Source organism: Halomonas sp. MES3-P3E, assembly GCF_002836035.1.
Taxonomy (GTDB): Bacteria; Pseudomonadota; Gammaproteobacteria; order Pseudomonadales; family Halomonadaceae; genus Vreelandella; species Vreelandella arctica.
The window spans coordinates 34,299-48,145 of sequence record NZ_PJBT01000009.1; the positions used below are offsets into that span (position 1 = coordinate 34,299).

Annotated in this window: 14 protein-coding genes; 3 read left to right on the forward strand and 11 right to left on the reverse strand. The window is 53.7% G+C overall.

Annotated elements, in window-relative coordinates; genetic code table 11:
* Positions 1-15: 15 nt before the first annotated feature.
* Complete coding sequence (gene ppsA, locus CXF87_RS03015) at positions 16-2,391, reverse strand: phosphoenolpyruvate synthase (protein ID WP_101145431.1); 2,376 nt, start codon at positions 2,389-2,391, stop codon at positions 16-18.
* A 273-nt stretch (positions 2,392-2,664) separates the two neighbouring features.
* On the opposite strand from ppsA, the gene ppsR reads away from it, so the two are divergent.
* On the forward strand, positions 2,665-3,498 hold the full coding sequence (gene ppsR, locus CXF87_RS03020; protein ID WP_101145420.1) for a posphoenolpyruvate synthetase regulatory kinase/phosphorylase PpsR: 834 nt from the start codon (positions 2,665-2,667) through the stop codon (positions 3,496-3,498).
* A 20-nt stretch (positions 3,499-3,518) separates the two neighbouring features.
* On the opposite strand, the gene CXF87_RS03025 is transcribed toward ppsR, so the two are convergent.
* From CXF87_RS03025 to CXF87_RS03040, 4 genes are all read right to left on the reverse strand, one after another.
* Positions 3,519-4,097, reverse strand: a complete 579-nt coding sequence (locus CXF87_RS03025) for a hypoxanthine-guanine phosphoribosyltransferase (RefSeq protein WP_101145421.1) — start codon at positions 4,095-4,097, stop codon at positions 3,519-3,521.
* A 48-nt stretch (positions 4,098-4,145) separates the two neighbouring features.
* Complete coding sequence (gene nagZ / locus CXF87_RS03030) at positions 4,146-5,177, reverse strand: beta-N-acetylhexosaminidase (protein WP_101145422.1); 1,032 nt, start codon at positions 5,175-5,177, stop codon at positions 4,146-4,148.
* Positions 5,178-5,241: 64 nt separating this feature from the next.
* Entirely contained in the window at positions 5,242-5,778 is a 537-nt protein-coding gene (locus CXF87_RS03035; protein ID WP_101145423.1) for a L,D-transpeptidase, read from the reverse strand.
* A complete protein-coding gene (locus tag CXF87_RS03040; RefSeq protein ID WP_035557501.1) occupies positions 5,756-6,433 on the reverse strand; it encodes a TetR/AcrR family transcriptional regulator in 678 nt (225 codons plus the stop codon). Before CXF87_RS03040 ends, CXF87_RS03035 begins: the two co-directional genes overlap by 23 nt.
* A gap of 269 nt (positions 6,434-6,702) precedes the next feature.
* Here CXF87_RS03040 and lexA point away from each other — a divergent pair, with 269 nt between their 5' ends.
* Positions 6,703-7,383 (forward strand): transcriptional repressor LexA, encoded by a 681-nt coding sequence (gene lexA / locus CXF87_RS03045; protein ID WP_035557499.1) that lies wholly within the window; start codon positions 6,703-6,705, stop codon positions 7,381-7,383.
* 9 nt (positions 7,384-7,392) lie between these two features.
* Here the strand turns inward: lexA and CXF87_RS03050 are convergent, their stop codons facing one another.
* The gene (locus CXF87_RS03050; protein ID WP_101145424.1) at positions 7,393-8,064 is read right to left on the reverse strand and encodes an energy-coupling factor ABC transporter permease; all 672 of its coding nucleotides are present in this window, start codon (positions 8,062-8,064) and stop codon (positions 7,393-7,395) included.
* A gap of 24 nt (positions 8,065-8,088) precedes the next feature.
* The gene (gene purU / locus CXF87_RS03055; RefSeq protein ID WP_008956237.1) at positions 8,089-8,943 is read right to left on the reverse strand and encodes a formyltetrahydrofolate deformylase; all 855 of its coding nucleotides are present in this window, start codon (positions 8,941-8,943) and stop codon (positions 8,089-8,091) included.
* A gap of 230 nt (positions 8,944-9,173) precedes the next feature.
* Between purU and CXF87_RS03060 the strand changes: the two genes are divergently transcribed.
* Positions 9,174-10,784 carry a ribonuclease J gene (locus CXF87_RS03060; RefSeq protein ID WP_101145425.1) on the forward strand — a complete coding sequence of 537 codons (1,611 nt, stop codon included), beginning with the start codon at positions 9,174-9,176 and terminating at the stop codon, positions 10,782-10,784.
* Positions 10,785-10,820: 36 nt separating this feature from the next.
* Here the strand turns inward: CXF87_RS03060 and moaE are convergent, their stop codons facing one another.
* From moaE to CXF87_RS03080, 4 genes are all read right to left on the reverse strand, one after another.
* Complete coding sequence (gene moaE, locus CXF87_RS03065) at positions 10,821-11,276, reverse strand: molybdopterin synthase catalytic subunit MoaE (RefSeq protein WP_035557489.1); 456 nt, start codon at positions 11,274-11,276, stop codon at positions 10,821-10,823.
* 2 nt (positions 11,277-11,278) lie between these two features.
* Positions 11,279-12,076, reverse strand: coding sequence for a cyclic pyranopterin monophosphate synthase MoaC (gene moaC, locus CXF87_RS03070; protein ID WP_101145426.1), 798 nt, complete (start codon positions 12,074-12,076; stop codon positions 11,279-11,281).
* 5 nt (positions 12,077-12,081) lie between these two features.
* Positions 12,082-12,645 (reverse strand): molybdopterin-guanine dinucleotide biosynthesis protein B, encoded by a 564-nt coding sequence (gene mobB / locus CXF87_RS03075; RefSeq protein WP_035557484.1) that lies wholly within the window; start codon positions 12,643-12,645, stop codon positions 12,082-12,084.
* A gap of 58 nt (positions 12,646-12,703) precedes the next feature.
* Positions 12,704-13,847 (reverse strand): uracil-xanthine permease family protein (locus CXF87_RS03080; protein ID WP_101145427.1); only part of this gene is annotated, 1,144 nt, incomplete at its 5' end.

Below are 13,847 nucleotides of genomic sequence, written 5' to 3' on the forward strand. Positions count from 1 at the left end.
TTTTAGCAAACAAACTTATTCAATTTTTTGGCCTGCGAGCATAAACCACGTTTCCAGGACCGCATCGGGATTGAGCGATACGGAGTCGATCCCTTGTTCCATCAACCACTTCGCCAAATCGGGATGATCTGACGGCCCCTGGCCACAAATGCCGACGTATTTCCCCTTCGCTTTACACGCCTGAATCGCCATCGCAAGCAGCTTTTTAACCGCCCCATTACGCTCGTCGAACAGATGTGCAACGATGCCCGAATCCCGATCTAACCCCAATGTTAACTGTGTTAAATCGTTAGAGCCGATAGAGAACCCATCAAAGTACTCAAGGAACTCATCGGCTAGCAGGGCGTTAGCTGGCAGTTCGCACATCATAATCACTTTCAGGCCTGTCGGGCCGCCCCGTTCCAATCCGTTGGCGGCCAGCAGCTCTACCACCTCTCGCGCTTCGTCGGTGGTACGCACGAAGGGCACCATGATCTCGACATTCTCGAAACCCATCTCTTCACGCACCCGCTTCAGGGCACTGCATTCAAGCTCAAAGCAGGGCCGGAACGCTTCAGAAATGTAGCGCGACGCACCCCTAAAACCGAGCATCGGATTCTCTTCACCCGGCTCATAGAGCTTACCGCCAATCAGGTTTTCGTATTCGTTAGACTTAAAGTCTGACAGCCGCACGATCACACGCTGCGGGTGGAACGCGGCTGCCAGCGTCGAAATCCCCTCAACCAGTTTATCGACGTAAAAACTGACGGGGTCGGCATAACCGGCCGTCCGTAAATCGATCACCTGCTGCAAATCCACCGGCAGCGTGTCGTACTCCAACAGCGCTTTAGGGTGAACGCCGATCATGCGGTTAATAATAAATTCCAGACGCGCCAAGCCTACCCCCGCATGAGGCAGGCTGGCGAAGCCAAAGGCGCGATCAGGATTGCCCACATTCATCATGATCTTGAAGGGAATTTCCGGCATAGCGTCGACACTGGAGACTTTGCAGTCAAACTCCAGCAGCCCTTCGTAGACATTGCCGGTGTCGCCTTCTGCACACGAAACCGTAACGTCGATGCCCTCTTTGAGCTGAGTCGTTGCGTCGCCACACCCCACTACCGCGGGAATGCCCAATTCACGGGCAATAATGGCGGCATGGCAAGTGCGCCCGCCACGATTGGTGACGATGGCGGAAGCGCGTTTCATTATTGGCTCCCAATCCGGGTCAGTCATATCGGTGACCAGAATGTCGCCATCATGGATCTTGTCCATATCGTCAGGGCTGAGCACCACTTTAACGGTACCGCGGCCAATGCGCTGGCCAATTGCTCTGCCGGTGATTAATGTGCGGCCTTTTTCGCGCAGCTGGAAACGTTCAAGCTTGCCGCCTTCCTGCTGGGAGACGACCGTTTCAGGACGCGCCTGAACGATATACAGCTCACCATCATCGCCATCTAGCGCCCACTCAATATCCATGGGGCGCTGGTAGTGCTGCTCGATCGTCATGGCCTGACGAGCCAGCTCCATCACCTGTTGATCATTAATACAGAAGCGACCACGGTCTTGATGAGGCACATTGACGGTTTCAACGGATTTACCGGCGCTGGCATCCTGGCCATAAACCATCTTGATCAACTTGGAACCCAAGTTACGGCGCAGCACTGCCGGGCGGCCCGCCGCCAGGGTCGGTTTATGCACGTAGAACTCATCGGGATTGACTGCGCCCTGCACAACAGTTTCGCCCAAGCCCCAGGAGCCAGTAACGAAAACCGCATCGCGGAAGCCAGACTCGGTATCCAAGGTAAACATAACGCCCGACGCACCGATCTCAGAGCGCACCATTTTCTGCACACCGGCCGACAAAGCAACATTTTCATGGGCGTAGCCACGGTGGACGCGGTAGGAGATAGCGCGGTCGTTAAACAGCGAGGCAAATACTTCGTGCACGGCGCGCTTAATATTGTCGAAGCCGTCAATATTGAGAAAAGTTTCCTGCTGACCCGCGAAGGAAGCATCGGGTAAATCTTCAGCGGTAGCAGAGCTGCGTACAGCCACTTTTAACTGAGGATGCTGTTGCTGGAGCTGTCCGTAAGCGTCGCGAAGGGCTGTCTCAAAGCTAGGCGGCAACGGCGTATCAATAATCCATTGGCGAATAGTGCGGCCCGCCTCGGCGAGCGCTTTAACATCGTCCACATCCAAGCGCGCAAGCGTGGCATTAATGCGCTCGTTAAGGCCTTCGTGGGAGAGAAACTCGCGGTAGGCATGAGCGGTAGTGGCAAACCCGCCAGGCACCGTTACGCCAGCACCGGACAGATTGGAAATCATTTCACCTAGTGAGGCGTTTTTACCACCCACGCGTTCGACGTCTGACATGCCCAGTTGATCGAACCACAGAATGTACTCTTCCACGTAACCCCCTCGCTCATAGACATCGACACGATCACTAATATTGCCGTTTAGACGTAGGATCATGGATTATTGATTGAGACACCCTAGCACCGCGCTACTATATTCGCCATTGGTCTAATAGCGAAGGGAATGGAGGATTTTTACAACACGAAGGGTTTTTAGGTCATTTGTGTAGTCAGTCACTTTGCCCCTCCCTAGCCAGCACGCATAGCGAGTTGCTCTAGCAAACGGCTCAGCACACAATAGCGCAGTTACTTACCAGTGGATGTCACTATGAAACGTACGGCTTTTTTTATCTCTGATGGCACCGGGATCACAGCAGAAAGCTTAGGGCGCAGCCTGCTGGCCCAGTTCAGCGATGTTGAGATCGATATGCAAACCAAGCCTTATATCGATACGCTGGAAAAAGCTCAGGCACTAGCAGCCATTATCGAAGCGACAGCCAGCCGCGACGGTCATCGTCCGATCATCATTGATACCATCGTTGACCAACAAATTCGCAACGTCATTCGGCAAGCATCCGGCTTCAAGGTCGATATTTTTTCAACCTTCCTAGAGCCATTGGAACAGGAACTTAATACTCACTCTTCCTATAGCGTTGGGCGCACGCACTCAATTGGTAGCGATGACGTCTATATGGACCGGATTCACTCGGTGCACTTTGCGCTGGATAATGATGACGGAGCACGCACTCATCAATACGATAAAGCCGATATTATCCTGGTCGGCGTCTCACGCTGCGGCAAGACCCCTACCTCTCTCTATCTAGCACTCCAGTTTGGTATTCGAGCGGCCAACTATCCGCTGACGGAGGATGATTTAGACGAAGATGGCATGTTAAAACTGCCTAAGGCGCTCGCGCCCCACCGTCAAAAGCTGTTTGGGCTTACCATTGATGCGCGGCGTTTATCAGCGATACGCAATGAGCGGCGGCCGAATAGCCGTTACAGCTCCATTGATCAGTGTCTTCAAGAAGTTGGGCAAGCGGAGTCGCTTTATCGCACCATGCACATTCCCTTTATTGATGCGACGCGCTTCTCGGTAGAAGAGATCTCAACGCGGATGATTGCAGAAACGGGCTTAGCGAGGCGCTTTTCGCCCCGCTAACGATCCATTCTGCTGCTAACTTACATTCCTTTAGGGGCAAAAATTCCCGGCGCGTTTCGCCAGTAGCCTTTGTAATCCATCCCAAAACCAAACACATAACGGTCGGCGACTTCCAAGCTGCAGTAGTCGGCCTTTAAACCGGGCACCGCTTTGCGGTTATGCTGTTTATCCACCAGTACTGCTGTCGTGACACTGGCTGCCTGGGCTTCTTCGCAGTAAGCCAAAATGGCGGCTAGCGTGGCGCCTTCGTCCAAGATGTCGTCAACGATCACCACATGGCGCCCCGCCATCGGCACCTCAGGAGAGACACGCCAAAACAGCTCACCGCCGCGCAGCTCATTGCGGTATCGAGTGGCATGCAAGTAATCCACTTCAAGCGGAAAGCCCAGCCGGGTTAGCAAATGCCCTGTGGTGATTAAGCCGCCATTCATAACGCAGTAAAAGACCGGCAGCTTGTCGCCTAAATCTCGCGTGATCGCTTCCGCCATACGATCAAGTGCCCGCTCTACCTCTTGCTGAGAAATAAGGCAGTCGGCGTTATCCATCAATTCACGCATTGAGTCCAATGACTCTAAGGCTTTTTTATCCAACTTTGACATCTAAACTCCAGGCGGGTTAAAAGCTTCAATTACATCAGTCGTGTGAATTTACACAGCATTGGGTTTCGGTTTATCAGCCAATGCTTCCAACTTAGCGTGGGTACGACGCCATCTGCCCAACGCACTTAGGGCATCGATATCAGGCCGTGCACGGCTGTAGCGCAGTTTGGCGGGACGTTTGGTTTCAATACCCCGGCAGGCTTCAATCACCTCAAGTGCAGCGGCGCGATCATTGCATACCAGCAACATATCGCAACCAGCCGCTAGTGCTGCCTGGGCTCGCTGTTTGGGCCCACCCGCCTCGTGGGCGCCCGCCATACTTAAATCATCAGAAAAGATGCAGCCTTTGAAGCCCAACGATTCACGCAGCATACCCAACCAATGAGGGGAAAACCCGGCAGGACGCGTATCGAAAGCACTGTAAATCACATGCGCAGGCATTACACCGTCTAACGGCGCGGCCAAATGGGCAAAGGGCACCAGGTCACGTTGTTTAATCACTTCTAGCGGGCGGTCATCCACCGGCAGCGCAACGTGAGAGTCTGCCGCAACTCCGCCGTGACCGGGGAAGTGCTTCCCGACAGCGGCCATACCAGCCTCATGGAGCCCTTGAATAAAGGCGCTGCCGAGCTGCGCCACATGCTGGGGATCGCGGCTAAAACTTCGGTCTCCAATAACACTTGAGATGCCGCTTTCGACATCCAGTACCGGAGCAAAGCTAAGATCCAAACCGCAGGCGGCCATTTCCATGCCCAATAGCCAGCCAGCATCTTTTGCGAGCGCAAGACCATCATCGGGGTTGGCGCTATAACACTCACCAATGCGAGCCATGGCAGGAAGACGCGTCATCCCTTCTTTAATACGCTGAACGCGGCCACCCTCTTGATCAACGGCAAGCAATAAGTCCGCACGCACACGTCGAATATCGCTGCAGAGCTGGCGTACTTGGTAGCCGTTCTGGACATTGCGGGCAAACAGAATAACGCCCCCTACCACCGGTTCTAGCAGCAAGCGCTTTTCTGCGGCCGTTAATTTCGGGCCTTCAAGGTCGAGCATGACCGGGCCTAACGGTTGAGTCATCGTGATAGGTCCATTAAAAAAGAGGCGGTGATTCTAGACGATCGTCTAGCGGTGTCAAAACAGATTAGTCAAACGACTGACGACCGCCGTGCAACCAAACGGGGGTACCTGGTAACGCTAACGAAAAGATATAGAGCAAATCACTATTGCGTAAACGAATACAGCCGTGGGATGCAGCAACGCCCATGGGCTGATCAGGGGGCGTACCATGAAGATAAATATAGCGACGCTGTGAATCGACCTGACCACCACGGTTCACGCCTTTTTCTAGTCCGCATAGCCACAGGATGCGGGTCAAAATCCAATCCCGCTTCGGATATGCTTCAGCTAGCGCAGGAGAAAATGCCTCCCCCGTCCAGCGACGACCCCGAAATACCGCATTATCAGGCATCCCGTTGCCGATCGCGGCTCTTATATAGTGCCAACCATGGGGTGTTTTGCCACTGCCGTTGTGCTCACCAACGCCCGCGAGGCCAGACGATATCTCACACTCATGCAGCACCTTCGGCCCTCGCCAACAGCGTAGCTGCTGCTGTGTGGTATCGATTTCCAACCAGATGTCCTCTACAGGGGGAAGCTCAGCGAGCTTGGGCGTTCGCATATTTTCCTTCTTCAAGTGCTGGGGGCAACGGTGCATTCATGGCAGCCACCACTACTGGGCGCAACCGCCTAACCAAATCCCGCACGGTGACCTGCTCTTGATAATCCTTTTCAGCGATATCGCGCAGTGCATCAAGGCCTGAAAGCGTAAAAATCACCGTACCAAGCATAAAGTGTAGCCGCCAAAAGCGTTCCGCGTCAGGCAAGTCGGGCGTGGCTTGACGCACTAACTCGGTGAAACGGGTAAACACATCACCATACTCTTGCTGAATATGACGCCTAAGATGCCCCTGCGCTTGGCTATAGGCAAGGCCCAGCAAGCGCATAAACACCTTTAAACTGTTGCGCTCAGCAGGCACTGCCAGCACGGTGGTCGCCATGGTTTCGAGTAGCGTTTCCAACGGAATAACGCGCCCTGCATGCTGGGCTTCAAGTTCATCAAGCGCAGTATGAAAACGCTGGGTGAACGGGTCCAGATAGCGTGAAAACACGGCCTGAATTAAGGCTTTTTTGGAACCAAAATGGTAATTCACCGCCGCTAAATTGACGCGCGCTTTGCTAGTGATGTTGCGCAGCGATGTTTCAGCAAAACCTCGCTCAGCAAACAGCACTTCAGCGGTGTCGAGTATTCGAGTTACCGTATCAGATTGAGCCATGCCGCTCTCCGGGGAAACGAGTGTTTAAAACATAGCAAAATACTATGCCATATCGCTGGTGGGCTCAACGCTTGATTTTCTGATGAAATATGGCTGTCTATATGAGTAGAAGCTTAGTTTAAAACGATTAGGAAAAATTCGGGGGCCTTTCTAGAGAGGGGGTTGACAAGACATGTACTGGACAGAGGAACATACTGTATACTTAACCACTTATCGATTAAGTCGACTTTTAATTTGTTACTGTCTATTCACTATTTTTGGAGTCTGGTATGTCGCGTCCGCTAACCGCTCGCCAACAGCACGTATTTGATTTTATTGTTAAGACCATGGGCGAATTTGGCTACCCTCCGACCCGTGCTGAAATTGCGAAAGCACTGGGGTTCCGCTCACCTAACGCCGCGGAAGAGCACCTGCGCGCGCTCGAGCGTAAAGGCGCTATTCGCATTATTCGCAATACTTCACGCGGTATTCGCCTACCCAATCAAGAGCCCCAGGAGTTAGTAGACAGCACCGCAAGTGCGTTGCCAGCTGCCAATATTGAAGCCTCGCCTGCTGGGCTGCCTGTGATTGGCGAAGTAGCCGCCGGGAGCCCTATCCTAGCGGCTGAGCATATTGACCGTTACTGCCCTCTGCCAGCCGAGTACTTCACTCCTAAAGCCGATTATCTGCTGCGTGTGCGGGGCCTTTCGATGAAGGATATTGGTATTTTAGAAGGTGATTTATTGGCAGTTCACCGTACCGAGCGGGTGCGCGATGGCCAGATTGTCGTTGCGCGCCTGGATGATGAAGTAACCGTTAAGCGCTTCAAACGCCAGGGCCACCAAGTAACGCTATTTGCGGAAAATGCAGACTTTGCGCCCATTGAAATCGACCTGCGTTCACAGTCACTCGATATCGAAGGTGTCGGCGTTGGCGTTATTCGTGGCGGTAATGGCCAGGCACTGGGCTAACCACCGTCGCTACTGCATGTCGATATAGCGGTGGTCATTAAAGGTGGCCACCCAATTAGGATGATAGACCAGCAGAATACTCAGCAGCATCCCGGTAATAAACGCCTCTGAAGGCATTAGTAGAGGTAAGAAGCGAGCATACTCCTGGGCAAGATAGATAGCGTTAGGGTCTGTACCTGCCACGATGATCAGCAGCACGGCAGCCAGCCCTGCCCCTAATGTTGCCAACGCCGCCCCAAAAAATCCGCAGGCAAATAGAAACACCATCAGGTTATCCGGCAGGCGGCGATCTACCAGCCGCCACACTGTGCCAATAATGGCAGCCGGAACAATGCCCGTTACCAGTACATTCGCCCCCAGTAGCGTCCACTCATTGCGGCCGATAATTACCATTGCCACATTAATGAGTATATTGCTGATCAGCGCTAATGGCGCTTTAAACACGAGTGTCATCAATACCGTAAAGACGAGATGCAGCGTTAGCCAGTCGACCGCCTGAGCGCGTAGCTGCCACATCAGCGCCACTGCCAGCGTTGCGCCTAACCAACGGTGCTGAAGAGCAGTGTCTTCCAGTAGCACTTGCCAGGGCCGCCGCCAAAGAGCCCACACCACTACGCCTAACGAGAGTAGCGAGGTGAATATCAGCGCCCAGGGCGCCAGTACACTTTGTGCGAACGACATAGCGGCTTCTCACATTATCGAGCGTTAGCTAAACACCACGGTCTTGTTGCCATGCACTAAAACCCGATCCTCAAGATGCCAGCGTAAACCGCGTGCGAGAACGGCTTTTTCAACATCACGCCCAAAGCGGACTAGATCGGTTGGGGTATGGCAGTGGCTAACGCGATGAATATCCTGTTCGATAATCGGGCCCGCGTCGAGTTCCTCGGTAACATAGTGGCAGGTGGCGCCAATCAGCTTCACTCCGCGCTGATATGCCTGGTGGTAGGGCTTAGCCCCAGCGAAAGAGGGTAAAAAACTGTGATGAATATTAATCACCCGCCCTGCATAGCGTGCGCACAGGTCAGGCGGCAGAATTTGCATATAACGCGCCAGCACGACGCAATCAGCACGTGCACTATCGATTTCTGCTTGCACCTTGGCAAATGACACTTGCTTGTTATCGGGGTCGACTGGCACATAGTGATAAGGAATGCCGTACCATTCGGTCAATGAACGCATATCGTCATGGTTGGAAATGACGCCAACAATATCGCAATCCAACTCACCCGCCTGCCAGCGATAAAGCAAATCTACCAAGCAGTGTGACTCTCTAGAGACCATCAATACCACCCGGCGGCGCTGCTGTGTATCCACCAATGACCACTGCATATCGAATTCGATTGCCACCGGCTCGAACGCTGCACGTAGCGCTTCTACCGACATCCCCACTGAATCCGCCAAGATTTCGTAACGCATAAAAAAACAGCCCGTTTCTAAATCAGAGTGCTGGCTGGCTTCAGTGATAGACCCCCCTTGCTTAGCAATAAAGCTCGATACTCGGGCCACAATACCTACCCGATCAGGGCAGGACACAACTAAACGATAATAATGGGACATGTGAGCGACTCTTGACCTATTTCTAAGGTAATTATGACAAACCAACGGCTTAGGTTGCATAGTGTATCGGAAGGCCAAGGATGATTGTTAGCCGCCCCTGCCTTCCCGTATAGTTGAGTCACTACTTTTTAGGCTTTTCATAACTGATGCACTCTCCACGCGTTCAAATTCGTCCCCGTCGTCGTCCTCCGCTGCGCATGTTGCCGCTGGGGGGATGCGGTGAGATTGGTATGAATCTAACGCTCTACGGCTACGATGATCACTGGATTGTCGTCGACTGCGGCATGATGATTCGCCAGGATCTCCCCAACTCACCGCTACAAGTGCCTAATCTTGATACACCAAAAGCATTAGGGATAGTCCCGAAAGCACTATTTGTTACCCACGGCCATGAAGACCACATTGGCGCCGTCGCTTGGCTCTGGCCGATGTGGAATTGTCCTATTTATGCCACGCCATTAGCCGCAGGGCTGTTACGCCTTAAATTTTCTGAACATCAACTTAGCAGCGCTGCGATTCATGTCATCGAACCAGGTGAGGCACTTGAAAGCGGGCCGTTTACGCTGCGCTACTTGTCGTTGACGCATTCAATACCCGAAAGCTGTGCCATTATGATGATGGCTGGTGGTTATCGCGTTTTACATACTGGTGACTGGAAACTTGATCCTGAGCCGCTTATCGGTTTACCGGTAAGCGCGGCGCAGTTTAGAGCGCTGGCCCCGGTCGATTTAGTGGTCGGCGATTCCACCAACGCCCCCATGCCAGGCCACTCCGGCAGCGAGGGTGATGTGGCGAGAGCATTGGTAAAAACCCTCGCCAACTGTCAGGGCCGTGTGGTGGTCTCTTGCTTTGCCAGTAACCTTGCGCGGGTATTAGCTATCGGGCGCGCAGCGCATCAGTGTGGCCGTCGCATCAGCTTAATGGGGCGCTCAATGGAGCGAATGGTTAGCGTTGCGCGTGGGCTTGGCTATATGGATGACTTACCGCCGCTGGTACCCAATCACGACCTGGGGTACCTCCCCCCGGATGAAGTGGTCATTATCGCCACCGGCAGCCAGGGTGAGGCCCGTGCCGCGCTTCAGCGTCTTGCTCAGGGCCGCCACCCCTTTGTGGATCTTCAGCCCGGCGATAATGTCATCTTCTCGGCTAAAGCCATTCCAGGCAACGAACGCCCTATTGAACAGCTAAAAAAACGTTTAGCGCAGTTAGGTGTTCGTATTTACGACGAAATCAACCATCCCGAGTTACATGCTACTGGGCACCCCGCTCATGATGAGTTAATCAAACTCTATCAATGGATTAAGCCGAAGCACCTGATGCCTGTCCACGGCGAAGCAAGGCATCAGCAGGCGCATCAGGCAATTGCCCGTCAATTAGAGATCAGTGCGCCGTTGTCGCCAGTTAATGGCGATTTAATCAGCTTTGATAACCAAGGGCTGCGCTGCGAGGCACGCTATCCCCAGCCGCCCTGCATCGTCAGCCAAAACAGCGTGGTTCCTCACCCAGGGTTGGAAGTAAAAGACGCCAGTACGGCACGTCGTGGCAGTTTGTACCTAGCACTGCCGGTGACCGCGACTGATACGGGCTGGGCGCGCATTGGACGTTTGATGCTGGATGCGACGGGTGCCAGCCCGCTGGATGAAGATAGCTTTAGTGATTGGCTGGATGATCAGCTTGATGAGATTGCCGCCGACACACTGGCCGACCTTCGCCAAGCATTGCAGCCTCGCTTGGTACACTGGCTGGCGGAGCATATGCAGCACCTGCCCGATGTGCATCTTCAAATTATGGCCGCCGAAATGCCAGAAGCCCTTACCCTGGAAAATGCTGCCAATCGTTAGTGGTGCATCATTGCGGAGTAGCAAGACGTGGCAAACTCACTCCCAGCGTGCCGCGTCTTGTTGGTCAGAGTGGCGTTCTTTGACCCAATATTCTCCCCGAGTGGAGTGCTCTTTCTTCCAAAAAGGCGCCTGGGTTTTTAAAAAATCCATAATAAAATCGCAGGCTTCAAATGCCTCTCGGCGGTGAGCACTAGCTACAAGCACCCGCACGATGGGGTCGCCAGGGCCCAGATAACCAACGCGATGAATTATCCGCACCGCTTGTAGCGACCAACGCTGCCACGCCTGCTCGCCAATCTCCGTTAGCGTGCGCTCGGTCATACCGGGGTAATGCTCCAGTGTTAACCCCGTAACATCGGGCGTCTCGTTGAAATCACGCACCAGTCCGGTAAAGCTCACCACCGCGCCAATATCGCTGCGCCCGACTAATGCATCGCTATAGCCGTAGTCCATCGAGAATGGCGCTGCTTGAACCGCTACTTTAATATCCAACGTTAACCCCCTGTGACCGGTGGGAAAAACGCCACTTCGTCATCATCGGTCACTAGCGCATCATCGTTTGCCATTACCTGATTAATGGCACATAACGTGCGCTGATCAGTAAGCAGTTTAAACCGATCATCGCGCTCGGCCAGCGCTGCCTTTAAACCACTGATATCGCGGCTAGCAAGCTGGTCCAGCCCAACAGTCGCCTCGCTTTCTCCTACCCGCTCGCGCAGTTCAGCCAGAAATTTAACCCGCACGCAGGGGGAAGGACAGCGCTCACCCAGGCTTACTTCTCCTGAGGTGCCTTCGCCCGTCACGATAGGCGACTGCCTATTCACACGCTGATAATCCCCGCGTTGGCCGCCCTGCTTGCTGTCGAGCTGGATCGCTTCAATATGCATGCCCTTATCGACCGCTTTGCACATATCGTAGAGGGTTAAGCAGGCGACTGAAACGGCTGTAAGCGCCTCCATCTCAACACCGGTGCGACCATTTAAACGACACAGCGACGTTACATGCACACAGGACTCGGCCATGTCGATCTCGAATTCAACCGACACCTTTGATAGCGCCAATGCATGGCAGAGTGGAATCAATTCATGAGTGCGTTTTGCAGCCTGAATGCCCGCGATACGGGCGGTGGCGAGGACATCTCCTTTCGGCAATCCCCCTTCGCTGAGCAATGTCAGCGTTTCAGGCAGCATTACAATGCGCCCCGAGGCGACGGCTTCGCGGCGCGTTTCTTGTTTATCGCCGACATCCACCATGTTGGCTTCGCCCCGGGTATTGAGGTGGGTTAGATGCATGCTGGTCACCTTTCCTTTTTTGAAGCCACAGTTTGGTTTTTTGCGTTTATCCAGGTCACTATCCAGCGCGCGATTGCGTCGCTGTCATCAAGATTTAACTGCGCTACGCAAGAAGTTAAATCAATTGGCGATGGCGCGCTTAATGCAACCGCCTCGACCCATGGGTCGGTCAAAATTGCCGAGTCCCCTACGCCATCGCGATAAAGCACCAGCTTAGGGATCGGCCAAGCTTTAAAGCCTTCGACAATCACTAGGTCGGGATGGTGCGGCACCATCATGGTTATTAAGCTGGCTAAATCGGGTTCTTCCTGGTCGGGCGTTTCCTGCATCAGCGCAAATCGTTGCCGTGAAGCGACTAGAACAGGGGCCGCGCCCGCACTACGCAGTTTATAGCTATCCTTTCCAGGCTGGTCGACTTCAAACGAGTGATGAGCATGCTTAATCACGGCTACTTTCAAACCATACGCAGCTAATAGAGGCAGCAGCTTCTCTAACAGTGTCGTTTTGCCGGTACCGCTCCAGGCAGCAATCCCTAGAATGGGGAAGGATGCGGTTAGTTCGTTACTCATACAGCCTACCCCCCTACTTGCCATTCATACGATGCTTACAGCGTTAAAGTGGATGACTTTACTCGCCCTCTTGCGCCTTGGGTAATAGCCAGTTCAACGCAATACCTACCAGTGCAGCCAAGCTCACGCCTTGCAGGGTAAATTGACCGCTCCCGAACTGCATACCACCTATTCCGAATACCAGTATGAGCGAGACCACTACTAAGTTGCGAGGTGCCGTCAGCGACTGCCCTGCTCGCACTAGCGTGTTCATACCAACGACCGCAATAGAACCAAACAGCAATGTCATAATCCCCCCCATGACCGGGCCGGGTATAGTCTGCAGCAGCGCACCAAGCTTAGACACAAACGCCAGCACAATGGCAAAAATCGCAGCAACAATCATGTACTTGGGGTTAAATGCCCGAGTCAGCGTTACCGCCCCCGTGACTTCCGAGTAGGTTGTATTCGGGGGGCCGCCAAATAGCGCTGCCACACTGGTCGCCAACCCATCGCCTAACAGGGTGCGATGCAGGCCGGGTTTTTCCAAATAGTTTTTGCGGGTCACTGAGCCAATAGCAACCATGTCACCAATGTGCTCTACCGTCGGGGCGATAGCGACCGGGATCATAAATAGAATAGCGGCCCAGTGAAAACTGGGTGCGGTAAAGCTGGGCACCGAAAACCACGCCGCTTCGCGTACCGGGGTAAAATCTACTAATCCCATTAACAACGCCAAGCAATAACCCGTGACGATACCCCCCATAATCGGCACTAGGCGGAGCAGGCCGCGGCCAAAAACGGCCAGCAACAAAGTCACCAACAAGCTGGTCATTGAGAGAAAAATGGCCGGACCATAGCCGATGTTGTCACTGGTTTCACCGGTTGCCATGCTGACTGCCACAGGCGCCAGCGCCAAGCCAATGACCATGATTACCGGCCCGACCACAACGGCAGGGAGTAAGCGGTGCAGCCAAGCGGTACCTTTTAATCGCACCGCTTGTGAGATCGCGACATATACCAGCCCTGAGGCCATCAGACCGCCCATCGTGGCCGGCACACCGAAGCTTGCTACCGCCCCCTGAATAGGCGCGATAAAAGCAAACGAAGAGGCCAAAAAAACGGGCACACTTTGCTTCGTCACTGCATGAAATATCAACGTGCCAGCCCCAGCAGTAAACAGTGCGACACTCGGGTCAAGTCCGGTTAAAAGCGGTACTAAT

Excerpts from the sequence above, each read along its gene's own strand:
- ppsR (WP_101145420.1), top strand. The coding sequence starts at position 2,665 with ATGAAACGTACGGCTTTTTTTATCTCTGATGGCACCGGGATCACAGCA.
- CXF87_RS03025 (WP_101145421.1), bottom strand. The coding sequence starts at position 4,097 with ATGTCAAAGTTGGATAAAAAAGCCTTAGAGTCATTGGACTCAATGCGT.
- nagZ (WP_101145422.1), bottom strand. The coding sequence starts at position 5,177 with ATGACTCAACCGTTAGGCCCGGTCATGCTCGACCTTGAAGGCCCGAAA.
- CXF87_RS03035 (WP_101145423.1), bottom strand. The coding sequence starts at position 5,778 with ATGCGAACGCCCAAGCTCGCTGAGCTTCCCCCTGTAGAGGACATCTGG.
- CXF87_RS03040 (WP_035557501.1), bottom strand. The coding sequence starts at position 6,433 with ATGGCTCAATCTGATACGGTAACTCGAATACTCGACACCGCTGAAGTG.
- lexA (WP_035557499.1), top strand. The coding sequence starts at position 6,703 with ATGTCGCGTCCGCTAACCGCTCGCCAACAGCACGTATTTGATTTTATT.
- CXF87_RS03050 (WP_101145424.1), bottom strand. The coding sequence starts at position 8,064 with ATGTCGTTCGCACAAAGTGTACTGGCGCCCTGGGCGCTGATATTCACC.
- purU (WP_008956237.1), bottom strand. The coding sequence starts at position 8,943 with ATGTCCCATTATTATCGTTTAGTTGTGTCCTGCCCTGATCGGGTAGGT.
- CXF87_RS03060 (WP_101145425.1), top strand. The coding sequence starts at position 9,174 with ATGAATCTAACGCTCTACGGCTACGATGATCACTGGATTGTCGTCGAC.
- moaC (WP_101145426.1), bottom strand. The coding sequence starts at position 12,076 with ATGCATCTAACCCACCTCAATACCCGGGGCGAAGCCAACATGGTGGAT.
- mobB (WP_035557484.1), bottom strand. The coding sequence starts at position 12,645 with ATGAGTAACGAACTAACCGCATCCTTCCCCATTCTAGGGATTGCTGCC.